Consider the following 12,047-nt stretch of genomic DNA (forward strand, 5'->3'; position numbering starts at 1 on the left):
TGTTGAGTTTTAAGCGTTGCTCTCAGGCCGCGGTCAGCAGGCCCTGGCGTTCGATGAAGGCGATGATTGCTTCCAGACCCTGGCCGGTCTTCTGGTTGCTGAAGACAAACGGCTTGCCGCCGCGCATGCGCTGGGTGTCGCTGTCCATCATTTCCAGGGAGGCACCCACCAGTGGCGCGAGGTCGATCTTGTTGATCACCAGCAGATCGGATTTGCAGATGCCCGGACCGCCCTTGCGCGGCAGCTTGTCGCCGGCAGAGACATCGATCACGTAGATGGTCAGGTCCGAGAGTTCAGGGCTGAAGGTGGCCGAGAGGTTGTCGCCCCCGGACTCCACCAGGATCAGGTCGAGCCCCGGGAAGCGTCGGTTCAACTGGTCCACCGCTTCCAGGTTGATCGAGGCGTCTTCGCGGATTGCGGTGTGCGGGCAGCCGCCGGTTTCCACGCCGATGATCCGTTCCGGTGCCAGGGCCTGGTTGCGCACCAGGAAATCGGCGTCTTCGCGGGTATAGATATCGTTGGTAACCACCGCCAGGTTGTAGCGCTCGCGCAGGGCCAGGCACAGGGCCAGGGTCAGGGCGGTCTTGCCGGAGCCCACCGGGCCACCGATGCCGACGCGCAAAGGTTGTGCGTTCATGAGTTTCTCCTAGGAACGGAACAGGCGGCTGTACTGGCGCTCGTGGGCCATGCTCGCCAGGGACAGGCCGAAAGCGGCGCTGCCGTAGTGGTGGGGGTCAAGGTTGGCGGCGTGCCCTTGAGCCTGCTGCAGCAGGGGCAGCAACTCGCTGGTCAGGCGCTGGGCCGCTTGCTGGCCCAGGGGCAGGGTTTTCATCAGTACCGCCAGCTGGTTTTCCAGCCAGCTCCAGAGCCAGGCGGCCAGCGCGTCTTCGGGGCGCATGCCCCAGGCGCGCGCCGCCAGGGCCCAGCCCAGTGCCAGGTGCGCTTCGTCCTGGCGTGCCAACAGTTCTCGGGCAGGGGCATCCAGTTCCGGCAGGCCTTCGAGCAATTGCTTGAGGGAATAGCCCATTTGCCGGCTTTCCTGGTACAGCTCGCGGGTCTCGCGGCTGGCCCGATGCTCGTCACAGAGTCGTTGCAGCGCGGCCCAGTCCTGATCGGCGGCGGCCTGGCAGTGGGCCAGCAACAAGGGCGCTTCAAAGCGCGCCAGGTTGAGCAGCAACTGGTCTCTGAGCCAGTGTCGGGCGCTGTCGGGATCATTCACCCGCTGTTGCTCCACGGCCATCTCCAGGCCTTGGGAATAGCTGTAGCCGCCAATCGGCAACTGCGGGCTGGCCAGGCGCAACAGGGCCCAGGCGGGGTTCATGGGCGGACGCCGAACTGGTGCAGGCGTGGCGGGTAGTTGAAATCCTCATCGCCGTGGCGTGAATGGTGGTGACCACCGCCATAGGCGCCGTGCTCGGGCTGGAAAGGGGCTTCGAGGGTTTCGGTGGTGGCACCCAGTTGCTCGAGCATGGCCTTGAGCACGTAGTCGTCCAGCAGCCGCAGCCAGCCGTCGCCCACTTGCAGGGCCACGTGGCGGTTGCCCAGGTGATAGGCGGCGCGAGTCAGTTCGAAGGCGTTGCGGCAGCTGACATGGAGCAGGGTTTCGGGGCGGGCGCAGACCTTGACGATGCGCCCGTCTTCGGCCTGGAGAAATTCCCCATCGTGCAATGGCGGCTGGCCACGCTCCAGAAACAGGCCGACGTCTTCGCCGTCGGCACTGAAACAGCGCAGGCGGCTTTTGCTGCGGGCCTCATAGGTGAGGTGCAGTTCGGCAGACCAGGTGGCTTGGGGATCGGTCCTGCGGTGAATCACCAGCATCGGTAAGCTTCCAGCTATGAGCGATACACAAGCCAGAGCAAGGGCCTTGCCAATCACTCGGTGGAAAAGAAAATCCCTTTAGGCACCCGTATCTGCGCCTGAAAATGGGGCAGAATTCTGTTTTATCTTGTTACAAATTGGGCGCTGAACAGATTTATAGCACTGACTTGGTGCAGGCGAAATGCTTTTTGCTGCAACAAGGTGCTGTGCCGAGGGTTGGCGCAAAGGTGCAACCCAGAGCAGGGCGTGGGGATTGGGAGGGGGTGGGCCTACTCGGTGCTGCCGAGGCCTTGCCAATGTTTCAGGCCGATGAAGATGAAGCGCAGTTGCTGGGTGATCTTGGCCTGGGGCGTCAGGTGATCGGGCAGGGCCTGGGCGGGGGGATCGATGATGTCCGGCAGGGTGGCGAACACGCTTTTGACGATCAGGTCGGCCATCACGCTCAGGTCGGCGGCATTCAGGTGCTGCAGCTTGGGCATCAGGGTCAGGTCGGTGGCCAGGTCCGCACTGATGTTTTCGCGCAAATGGGCGATCGCTTGGCGCACCGGCAGCGAACCACCGTATTGCTCACGAGCGAGGAACAGGAATTGCCCGCGCTTGGCCTCCACCACATCGAGGAAGATGCGCACCGAGGCATCGATGATGCCGCCCATGACGAATTCATTGTGGCGCACCAGGCGCAGGGTTTCGCGAAAGGTCTGGCCAACTTCGCTGACCAGCTCCAGGCCCAGTTGGTCCATGTCGCTGAAGTGCCGATAAAAACCGGTGGGCACGATGCCGGCGGCTTTTGATACTTCCCGCAGGCTCAGGCTGCCGAAACCACGGCCACACTCCATCAGGTGCCGGGCGGCATCCATCAGGGCGTTGCGGGTCTGTTGCTTCTGTTCGGCGCGGGGCAGCATCGGCGGGTGAATTCTTGGCTCAATGGGAGCGGCGCACTCTAGCAAATCAGCTTTGCCGGAGTCGAACTGGCGTCAGGACAGTGCAGGGGGGAAGGCGGGGGAAATACAGCACCCATGAAAGTCAAAGCCCGATTCGGTGATCGGGCTTTTTTCCAGGGCCGTCATGGCCTCAGCTCGCAGCTTGATGACGTTCGGCCAGGCGATCGGCACCGCCTTCGGCAACAGTCTGACCTTGTGGAGTGCGGCTGTAGCCGTCTTCAACCAGGCCTTTCTCTTCGAGGCGATCGCGGCCGCCTTCGGCAACAGTCTGGCCTTGTGGGGTACGGCTGTAGCCGTCTTCAACCAGGCCTTTCTCTTCGAGGCGATCACGGCCGCCTTCAGCTACGTTTTGACCTTGTGGAGTGCGGTCGTAGCCATCTTCGGCAACGTTCTGGCCTTGTGGGGTGCGATCATAGCCGTCTTCGGCAACGCTCTGGCCCTGTGGAGTGCGGTCATAACCGTCGGCAGCGACTTTGTTGCGTTCGATCAGGCGATCCGAACCGCCTTCGGCCAGGGTCTGGGTGAACACGCTGTGGCTGGCCTTGACCTGTGGAGTGGCTTGCTCGGCTGCAGGCAAGGCGAAGGCGTTTGCAGCCAGGATCGATAAGGTGAGGCTCAGTAGGATGTGGCGTTTCATGATGGGTTGCTCCTTGGGAGGGCGATAAACTGGGTACGGAGCTAATGTTACCGCCGCTAAATCGATATAAAAGTTCATAAACACAATGGTAATAATCAACAGAATTGATTGTTTGCCCCGAAGGCTCTAGCCCGGGCATTTCCGCCGATGGCTTTTGCACCAGGCTGGGTATTTTCGACCCACTTGTGCGTCACGCCGGGGCGGTTCGAGGTAACACAAAGCTGCCTGAGTGATCAGGAATACGGGTTTTTGCGCCGGATCGGGCACCCGGATTAAACCTGCGCGGGCTTTGTCAGTCGTAGTTTTCATGGCCGGTGGTTTTTCCATCGGCGTTTCATCGATGCGTCGTAGTTTGGCGCCCAGTTGTGTTCAGGAGCCTCGTGCAATGACGCGCACTCGTAAAATTCTCGCCTGGACGGTCACCAGCCTGATCCTGCTCGTGGCAGTGTTGGTGCTGGTGATTGCGTTCTTCGATTGGAACCGGATCAAACCAACCCTCAATGCCAAGGTCTCCGAGGAGCTGCACCGGCCGTTCGCGATCAATGGTGACTTGTCGGTGGTCTGGCAGCGCGAGCCCGACGAGGGCGGCTGGCGCGCCTGGGTGCCCTGGCCGCACGTGGTGGCCCAGGACCTGACGCTGGGCAACCCGGACTGGTCCAAGGCGCCGCAGATGGTCAGCCTCAAACAGGTCGAGCTGCGTATTTCCCCCCTGGCCCTGTTGGCGCAGCGGGTGAGCATTCCGCGCATCGATCTCACCGAGCCTGATGCGGCCTTGCAGCGCCTGGCCGACGGCCGCGCCAACTGGACCTTCAAGTTCGACCCCAAGGACCCCAGCGCCGAGCCTTCCAACTGGACGGTGGACATCGGCGCCATCGGCTTCGACAAGGGGCATGTGACCCTGGATGACCAGAGCCTGAAGACCCAACTGGACCTGCAAGTGGAACTGCTCGGCAAACCGATTCCCTTCAGTGACATCGTCGGAGAGAACGAGGCGAAGAAAATCGCCGAGAAAGGCGCTGAGCCCCAGGCCTATGCCTTTGCCCTCAAGGTCAAGGGCCAGTACCACGGGCAGAAGCTCGCCGGCACCGGCAAGGTGGGTGGCTTGCTGGCGCTGCAGGACGAGCGCAAGCCCTTTCCATTGCAGGCCCAGGCGCAGATTGGCGACACCAGGGTGGAGCTGCGGGGCAGCCTGACCGACCCGCTGAACCTCGGTGCCCTGGACCTGCGCCTGAAGCTGGCCGGCGCCAGCCTGGGCAATCTCTACCCGCTGACCGGGGTGACCCTGCCGGATTCGCCGCCGTACTCCACCGACGGCCACCTGACGGCCAAGCTGCACGACCCGGCAGGTGCGACGTTCAGCTACCAGGATTTCAACGGCAAGATCGGCGACAGCGACATTCACGGCAACCTGACCTATGTCGCCAGTCAGCCGCGGCCCAAGCTCAGTGGCGCGCTGGTGTCCAACCAGCTGCTGTTTGCCGACCTGGCGCCGCTGATCGGTGCCGACTCCAATGCCAAGCAGAAGGCCCGCGGTGGTGAAAGCAAGCAGCCGGCGGACAAGGTGCTGCCGGTGGAAGAGTTCCGTACCGAGCGCTGGCGGGATATGGATGCCGATGTCGAGTTCACCGGCAAGCGCATCGTCCACAGCGCCGAGCTGCCGTTCACCGATCTGTACACTCACCTGGTGCTCAACGATGGCCAGCTCAGCCTGGAGCCCCTGCGTTTCGGCGTGGCCGGCGGCAAGCTCGATGCCCAGGTGCGTCTCAACGGCCGTACCACGCCGCTGGAAGGCCGGGCCAGGCTGACCGCGCGCAACTTCAAGCTCAAGCAACTGTTCCCCACCTTCGAGCCAATGAAGACCAGCTTCGGCGAGCTCAACGGTGATGCCGATCTCGCCGGTCGCGGCAACTCGGTGGCGGCTCTGCTGGGCAGCGCCAACGGCGACCTGAAGATGTTGATCAATGATGGCGCCATCAGCCGCGGCCTGATGGAAATCGCCGGCCTCAACGTCGGCAACTATGTGGTCGGCAAGATGTTTGGCGACAAGGAAGTGAAGATCAATTGCGCCGCCGCCGACTTCGGCATCAAGACCGGCCTGGCCACCTCGCGGCTGTTCGTCTTCGACACCGAGAACGCGATCATCTACATCGATGGCACGGCCAACATGGCCACCGAGCAACTGGATTTGACCATCACTCCGGAGTCCAAGGGCCTGCGCCTGTTTTCCCTGCGCTCGCCGCTCTATGTGCAAGGCAAGTTCATCAAGCCCAGTGCCGGGGTCAAGGCTGTGCCCCTGGTATTGCGCGGTGCCGGGATGCTGGCGCTGGGCGTGATTGCCGGGCCGGCGGCGGGCCTGCTGGCGCTGGTGGCGCCCAGCGGCGATGAGCCCAACCAGTGTGCGCCCCTGCTGGAACAGATGCGTTCGGGCAAGGCGCCGGTGACGGTCAAACCCACCCGTTGAGGCATCTGGCGGGCAGGGCCCGGCCACAAAAAAGCCAGTGCGCCGCCAAGCGCACTGGCCCTGGAGTGGTTGCTAGAGGTCGTTGAGAATGTCCGCCATGTCATCGGCGTGTTCTTCTTCCTGGGCGAGGATTTCCTCGAACAACCGGCGAGTGGTGGGATCCTTGTCACCGATGTACTGAATGATCTCGCGGTAGCTGTCGATGGCGATCCGCTCCGCCACCAGGTCTTCGTAGACCATCTCCTTCAGGGTGTTGCCGGCCACGTACTGGGCATGGGAGTGCTTGGACAGCAGGTCGGGGTTGAACTCCGGCTCGCCGCCGAGCTGGACGATGCGCTCGGCCAGTTTGTCGGCGTGCTCGGCTTCCTGGGTGGCGTGCTCGAGGAACTCGTCGGCGGCCACGCTGGCCTTGAGGCCGTTGGCCATGAAGTAGTGGCGCTTGTAGCGCAGGACACAGACCAGTTCGGTGGCCAGCGACTCATTTAACAGGCGCAGCACCTGTTCACGGTCGGCGTTGTAGCCCTCGGTCACGGCGCCGTTTTCCACGTGTTGGCGGGCGCGTTCGCGCAGGCTTTTTACATCAGACAAATGCTTGTCGCTCATCTCGATCTCCTGGAGGCTAATCCGATTGCGCCAGGCTCTGTTGGCCTGGTCGCTACCTAGGGTGTGAGTGGCGGGTGAGGCAAAAAGTTTTATCGAATGTGGCCGGTGGTCGCTGGCGCGCGCTGGCGGGCCCGGAGCTCAACTGCGGCTCAGCAGCGGATGCCCGGCCAGAAGTGACTCTTCCTGCAGCCACTGGAAGAATGCCCGCACCGGCGGGTGCCGCTCGCGTCCCGGCACGCACAGGGCGCTATAGCCGGCGCCGTCCACCAGGACCTCGGGCCGATAGGCCTGCAGCAGGCCGCTGGCCACGCTCTGGGACACCAGGATGTTGCTTGCCAGCACCAGCCCCTGGCCGGCGATGGCGGCTTGCAGGGCGTACTGTTCCTCGTCGTAGGAGCGGATCAGCGGCTGGTCATCGAGCCAGTTTTCCCCGGCCTGGGCGCACCAGGCTTGCCAGCCATCGGCATAGAGACTGGAGTTGCGCCAATGCACGCTGATCAGGGCCGGCCGCTGGGTCCTGGCCAGGGCCACCTGTTGCGGCGAGCCGTAGACGGCAAAGCGTTCGTCAAACAGGCACAGGCCGTGGAGGTTCAGGTAACCGTCCTGGCTGTAGCGGATCGCCAGGTCGATGCTCGCGTCCTGTTGCAGGTCCACCACCTCGCACCGGGTGTCCAGGCGCAGGCTGATACCGGGGTGCCGGGCATAGAAACGGCCCAGTCGCGGTACCAGCCACAGGGCGGCGAAGGCGGCCGTGGTGGAAACGGTCAACTGTGTGCTGCTGGGCTTGGGGCGCAGGGTATCGACGCTCTGTGCCACGTCCAGCAGCGCGCCATGCAGGCTGTGGAACAGCCGGTTGCCGGACTCGGTCAGGCGCACCTGACGTGGCAGGCGCTCGAACAGGGGGACCCCCAGCCAGTGCTCGAGGCTGCGGATCTGATGGGACACCGCCGTGGGGGTTACCGCTAGGTCTTCGGCGGCGGCCTTGAAGCTCAGCAGGCGTGCGGCGGATTCAAAGGTCCGCAGGGCGGTGAGGGGCAGGTGGGCAAACATGCTGTGCTCCATGGATGAGCTGAATTCATCCGAATGAATATTTACTCATTTGTTGGCGAGTCGCTGAGCTCTTAGCTTTAGCGCGAATGCAGGCCGGAGTTCAAGGCCTTTCCAGTCCAGCTCAGTGAGTAAAACAGATGAGTACAGTTCTTGCGATTCACGGCAGCCCACGAGGCGAGCGTTCCCATAGCCGGCGTCTGACCGAGGCCTTTCTACACGCCTGGCAAGCAGCCAACCCCGCGGGCAGCCTGACTCGGCGCGAGGTCGGCCGAGGTTCGCTGCCTCATGTCAGCGAGGCGTTTATCGCCGCCGCGTTTTATCCACAGCCTGAAGCGCGACCGCTGTCGATGCAGGCCGACCTGGCCTTGAGCGACGAACTGGTGAAGGAGTTGCTCGGCCATCAGCGCCTGGTGATCTCGGCGCCCATGCACAACTTCAGCGTGCCCAGCGGGATCAAGGCCTGGGTCGATCACATCGTGCGCCTGGGGTTGACCTTCAACACCCTGCAGGACAACGGCGTGGCCCAGTATCAGCCCCTGGTCCAGGACAAGAAGGTGTTGATCGTCACCAGTCGCGGTGGCGGTGGCTTTGGTCCGGGAGGTGAGTTCGAAGCGTTCAACCATGCCGATCGCTGGTTGCGCACGGCCCTGGGCTTCATCGGTATCGAGGACGTCACGGTGATTGCCGCCGAGGGCGAAGAGTCGGTGGCCGAGAGGTTCGAGCAATCCTGCGCGCAAGCGCAAGAGCGCCTCCTGGCCCTGGCCCGGACCTTCTGAGGAGCACGCCATGGCCTGGTTGTTTCTGCTGTTGGCGGCGGCCTTCGAGGTCACTTTCGCCATGGGCATGAAGTACGCCGAGGGTTTCACCCGGCCCTGGCCTTCCCTGGTGACCGTGGTGGCTGCGGTGGGCGGCATCTACTTCCTGACCCTGGCCATGCGCGAATTGCCGGTGAGCGTGGCCTACCCGATCTGGACCGCCATCGGCACCCTGGGCACGGTGCTGCTGGGGTTCGCGCTGCTGGGAGAGAGCCTGACGCCGGTCAAGCTGGTGTCGGTGGGCTTGATTGTCGCCGGGGTGATCGGACTCAAGTAGGGAGAGGGCCTGTCATGGCTCTGTCGTCAAAGTGTCACGGAGACTGACGACGCCCTTGGTTATGGTCTAGTTTTCAGCCTGGGCCCATCGAGGTCATCACAAGGATGTCGCTGCATGTCCCAAGAGCTTGCCACGCGTTACCCCCTGGTGCTGGTGCCCGGCATGCTCGGCTTCGTCCGGCTGCTGCTGTACCCCTATTGGTACGGTATCGTCCCGGCCTTGTGCCAGGGCGGGGCCCGGGTGTTCCCGGTGCAGGTCTCGCCGCTCAACTCCAGTGAGGTGCGTGGCGAGCAACTGCTGGTCCAGATCCAGCGGATCATGGCCGAGACCGGCGCCGACAAGGTCAACCTGATCGGGCATAGCCAGGGCGCGCTGACCGCCCGCTACGCGGCCGCCCGCCGCCCGGACTGGGTCGCCTCGGTGACGTCGGTGGCAGGCCCCAACCACGGTTCCGAGCTGGCCGACTACCTGCAGCGGCATTCCCCCGCCCATAGCCTGCGGGGGCGAGTGCTGAGCCTGGTGCTGCGTGGCGTCTCGGCGTTGATGACACTGTTGGAGACCGGCTATCGCGGGCCGAAGCTGGCGGTGGATATCCATGCCTCGCACCAGTCCCTGACCACCGAGGGCGTGGCGCTGTTCAATCGCCAGTACCCCCAGGGGCTGCCCCAGACCTGGGGCGGACAGGGGCCGGAAGAGGTCGCCGGGGTGCGCTACTACTCCTGGTCCGGCACCTTGCAGCCAGGCAAGACCAACCGTGGCCGCAACCTGTTCGACGGCACCAACCGCAGCTGCCGGCTGTTTGCCCGAACCTTCGTCCGCGAGGCCGGGCAGTGTGACGGCATGGTCGGGCGCTACAGCTCGCACCTGGGGCAGGTCATCGGCGACGACTATCCGCTGGATCACTTCGATATCGTCAACCAGTCCCTGGGGCTGGTGGGCAAGGGCGCCGAGCCGATCCGCCTGTTTGTCGAACATGCCCGGCGCCTGAAAGCTGCCGGTGTCTGAGGCGATCCGGGGACCAAGGGCCGGCGTGCAGCGAAGCACGCCATTGGCCGGGCTCGGCCCGAGCCTTCAGGATTTGCAGCTGGCGACCGCGCACTGGTTGCGGCCCAGGACTGTGGTCCAGCGCTCCGACAGAATGACCCCACCCAGGGTCAGCAGGCCGCCTACCAGATGGAACCACGCCAGTTGCTCATGCAGCACCACCGCGGCAATCAGCGCCGTGATCAGCGGCAGCAGATTGAAAAACAGCGTGGTCCGGCTTGGTCCCAGGCGTGCCACCGCTTGCATCCAGGCCAGGGGCGCGAGCATCGAGGCCAGCAGGCAGGCATAGAGCACCAGCGGGATGTTCTGCAGGTTCGGCCCGACCTTGGGCGAGGCGAGGAACAACGGCAGCAGCACCAGTACCGCCACCAGCACCTGCAGGTACAGCAGCACCAGCGGCGGCAGGCGCAGTTGCCACTTCTTCAACAGGGTGCTGTAGATCGCGTAGGCCAGGGTGGCCACCAGCATCATCGCGTCCCCCAGGTTGACTCCATGCTGCAGCAGGGCGGCCAGGCTGCCGGAAGACACCACCACCAGCACGCCGGCGAAGGACAGCACCGCGCCCACCAGGGCTCCGGCAGTCAGGCGCTGGCCGAGGGCGGCGATGGCCATGGCCAGGGACATCAACGGCATCAGGGACAGGATGATGCCCATGTTGGTGGCTGAGGTCAGGGTCGCGGCGTAGTAGGCCAGGCTCTGGTACACCGCCATGCCGAGTACGCCAAGAATGAAGATCCGCCCCAGGTTGGGACGGATCACCGACCAGTGGCGGATCACCGGCCTGAGCATGAAAGGGGTGAACAGCAGGCCTGCCAGCAACCAGCGATAGAAGCCGATCTCCGCGGGAAAGATGGCGCCCACGGCGAGTTTGTTGATCACGGTATTGCCGGCCCAGATGAAGATGGCCAGCAGGGGATAAGCGTATTGCATGGAAACAACCAGAAAGTTGATGAGGGCTGATTATCCCCTGTCCGGATCAATGCCTATACTGCGATCCAGACAACCCGCCCTTGCATCCGGACAGCATGAGCAAAAAACACATCGATCTCCTGGATTTCCACGGGCTGCCTGCGCCGGTGTACTTCCGCTATGCCGACTTCGCCGCCCACAGCCATGCCCTGGAGCACCGCCATCCCTGGGGCTGCCTGGAGTATTCGGCCCATGGCGTGATGCACATGGAAATTGCCGGGCAGCGCTTCATGTCGCCGCCGCAATACGCGATCTGGGTACCGCCGTACACCGCCCACAGTTTCTACACCCCGCAGCCGATCAACTACCGCGCAGTGCTGCTGGCGCCGGACCTCTGCCAGGGATTGCCGCAGCAGGGCAGTACCTTGGCCATCAGCGACATTCTCAAGGCGATCCTCAAGGATTTTGCCGCCCGCGACGTACAGGTTCCCGAGGGCGCGGCCGACTTGCGTCTGGCCCAGGTGCTGCTGGATCAACTGCGCCAGGCGCCGGTGCATACCTGCTACCTGCCGTACGCCAGCAGCCCTGACCTGGCCCGGGTGCTCCAGGCCCTGCAGGATGACCCCGGCAACAGTCAGCCCCTGGCGCATTGGGCACAGCAGGCTCACGTCAGCGAGCGCACCCTGGCCCGGCAATTCGTTCGTGAGCTGGGCATGAGCTTCGGCGAGTGGCGCCAGCGCCAGCGCTTCCTGGCTGCGATCGAGGCCCTGGAACGTGCACGCAGCGTCCAGGAAATCGCCTTTGACATGGGCTACAGCAGCGCCTCGGCGTTTATCGCGATGTTCCAGCGCCAGGCAGGCTGCACCCCGGAGCAATACCGCCGGGCCAGCCTGCAGAACAGGTGAAGGTGTAACAGGCTTTGTCTACACTGCGCAGGAGGCCGTGCCCGTCGGTGCGGTGACCAGGAGAAAACTCCATGAAGATGTTGCGTATCCCTTTGTTGATGGTGGGCCTGCTGCTCTGCTCCCAAGGTTTTGCCGCCACTGCCCAGCAAAACAAGATGACCACCTGTAACGCCGAGGCTACCGCCAAGACCCTCAAGGGCGACGAGCGCAAGGCCTTCATGAGCACCTGCCTCAAGGCGGCTCCGGCCGCTGCCGCGACACCTTCCACCCCTCAGGAAAGAATGAAGTCGTGCAACGCCACCGCCACCACCCAGGCCCTCAAAGGCGATGCGCGCAAGGCGTTCATGAGTGATTGCCTGAAGAAAAAGTGAGCCTGAATCGATGGGGCCAAGGTATCCGGGCCGGTACAGGGCCTTGGTCTGCATCGGTTTTGATGATTTCAGGATCATAAAAGTTATTTAATTTCAATGAGATAAGTCAGAAAGTTACCATTCGTCGCTTTTTTTTAATGTCATAAATTTTACATTTAGACTTGATTCCCTTCGAAAACAGGTGCCGGGATGCACCGCGTGGCCGCTCTAGTACTG

The 12,047-nt window shown here is 63.4% G+C and carries 14 protein-coding genes; 6 read left to right on the top strand and 8 right to left on the bottom strand.

Going from position 1 to position 12,047, the window contains the following annotated elements:
- Window positions 1-22: 22 nt before the first annotated feature.
- From ureG to ACZ5BO_RS04345, 5 genes are all read right to left on the bottom strand, one after another.
- A complete protein-coding gene (gene ureG, locus ACZ5BO_RS04325) occupies window positions 23-637 on the bottom strand; it encodes an urease accessory protein UreG (RefSeq protein ID WP_025130504.1) in 615 nt (204 codons plus the stop codon).
- A 9-nt stretch (window positions 638-646) separates the two neighbouring features.
- Window positions 647-1,321 (bottom strand): urease accessory protein UreF, encoded by a 675-nt coding sequence (locus ACZ5BO_RS04330; protein WP_464698412.1) that lies wholly within the window; start codon window positions 1,319-1,321, stop codon window positions 647-649.
- Entirely contained in the window at window positions 1,318-1,818 is a 501-nt protein-coding gene (gene ureE / locus ACZ5BO_RS04335) for an urease accessory protein UreE (protein ID WP_025130506.1), read from the bottom strand. Before ureE ends, ACZ5BO_RS04330 begins: the two co-directional genes overlap by 4 nt.
- Before the next feature lie 269 nt (window positions 1,819-2,087).
- Window positions 2,088-2,720, bottom strand: coding sequence for a TetR family transcriptional regulator (locus ACZ5BO_RS04340; protein WP_025130507.1), 633 nt, complete (start codon window positions 2,718-2,720; stop codon window positions 2,088-2,090).
- Window positions 2,721-2,889: 169 nt separating this feature from the next.
- Window positions 2,890-3,396, bottom strand: a complete 507-nt coding sequence (locus ACZ5BO_RS04345; RefSeq protein WP_025130508.1) for a hypothetical protein — start codon at window positions 3,394-3,396, stop codon at window positions 2,890-2,892.
- A gap of 385 nt (window positions 3,397-3,781) precedes the next feature.
- On the opposite strand from ACZ5BO_RS04345, the gene ACZ5BO_RS04350 reads away from it, so the two are divergent.
- A complete protein-coding gene (locus ACZ5BO_RS04350) occupies window positions 3,782-5,857 on the top strand; it encodes an AsmA family protein (protein WP_025130509.1) in 2,076 nt (691 codons plus the stop codon).
- 72 nt (window positions 5,858-5,929) lie between these two features.
- Here the strand turns inward: ACZ5BO_RS04350 and ACZ5BO_RS04355 are convergent, their stop codons facing one another.
- Together ACZ5BO_RS04355 and ACZ5BO_RS04360 are read right to left on the bottom strand one after the other, a co-directional pair.
- The gene (locus ACZ5BO_RS04355; protein ID WP_025130510.1) at window positions 5,930-6,460 is read right to left on the bottom strand and encodes a ferritin-like domain-containing protein; all 531 of its coding nucleotides are present in this window, start codon (window positions 6,458-6,460) and stop codon (window positions 5,930-5,932) included.
- Between the two features lie 138 nt (window positions 6,461-6,598).
- On the bottom strand, window positions 6,599-7,522 hold the full coding sequence (locus ACZ5BO_RS04360; protein WP_464698416.1) for a LysR substrate-binding domain-containing protein: 924 nt from the start codon (window positions 7,520-7,522) through the stop codon (window positions 6,599-6,601).
- 125 nt (window positions 7,523-7,647) lie between these two features.
- Between ACZ5BO_RS04360 and ACZ5BO_RS04365 the strand changes: the two genes are divergently transcribed.
- The 3 genes from ACZ5BO_RS04365 (at window position 7,648) to ACZ5BO_RS04375 (ending at window position 9,607) form a co-directional block, all read left to right on the top strand.
- Complete coding sequence (locus ACZ5BO_RS04365; protein WP_464698418.1) at window positions 7,648-8,286, top strand: FMN-dependent NADH-azoreductase; 639 nt, start codon at window positions 7,648-7,650, stop codon at window positions 8,284-8,286.
- Window positions 8,287-8,296: 10 nt separating this feature from the next.
- Window positions 8,297-8,602, top strand: a complete 306-nt coding sequence (locus ACZ5BO_RS04370) for a DMT family transporter (protein WP_025130513.1) — start codon at window positions 8,297-8,299, stop codon at window positions 8,600-8,602.
- Window positions 8,603-8,716: 114 nt separating this feature from the next.
- Window positions 8,717-9,607: an esterase/lipase family protein gene (locus tag ACZ5BO_RS04375; RefSeq protein WP_025130514.1), complete on the top strand. Its 891-nt coding sequence runs from the start codon at window positions 8,717-8,719 to the stop codon at window positions 9,605-9,607.
- A 66-nt stretch (window positions 9,608-9,673) separates the two neighbouring features.
- Here ACZ5BO_RS04375 and ACZ5BO_RS04380 read toward each other — a convergent pair whose 3' ends face one another.
- Window positions 9,674-10,576, bottom strand: a complete 903-nt coding sequence (locus ACZ5BO_RS04380; protein WP_025130515.1) for a DMT family transporter — start codon at window positions 10,574-10,576, stop codon at window positions 9,674-9,676.
- 95 nt (window positions 10,577-10,671) lie between these two features.
- On the opposite strand from ACZ5BO_RS04380, the gene ACZ5BO_RS04385 reads away from it, so the two are divergent.
- On the top strand, window positions 10,672-11,460 hold the full coding sequence (locus ACZ5BO_RS04385; protein ID WP_025130516.1) for an AraC family transcriptional regulator: 789 nt from the start codon (window positions 10,672-10,674) through the stop codon (window positions 11,458-11,460).
- 71 nt (window positions 11,461-11,531) lie between these two features.
- Window positions 11,532-11,831 carry a PsiF family protein gene (locus ACZ5BO_RS04390; RefSeq protein ID WP_025130517.1) on the top strand — a complete coding sequence of 100 codons (300 nt, stop codon included), beginning with the start codon at window positions 11,532-11,534 and terminating at the stop codon, window positions 11,829-11,831.
- The last annotated feature ends 216 nt before the right edge of the window (window positions 11,832-12,047 follow it).

It is taken from the genome of Pseudomonas sp. FFPRI_1, from assembly GCF_055384485.1.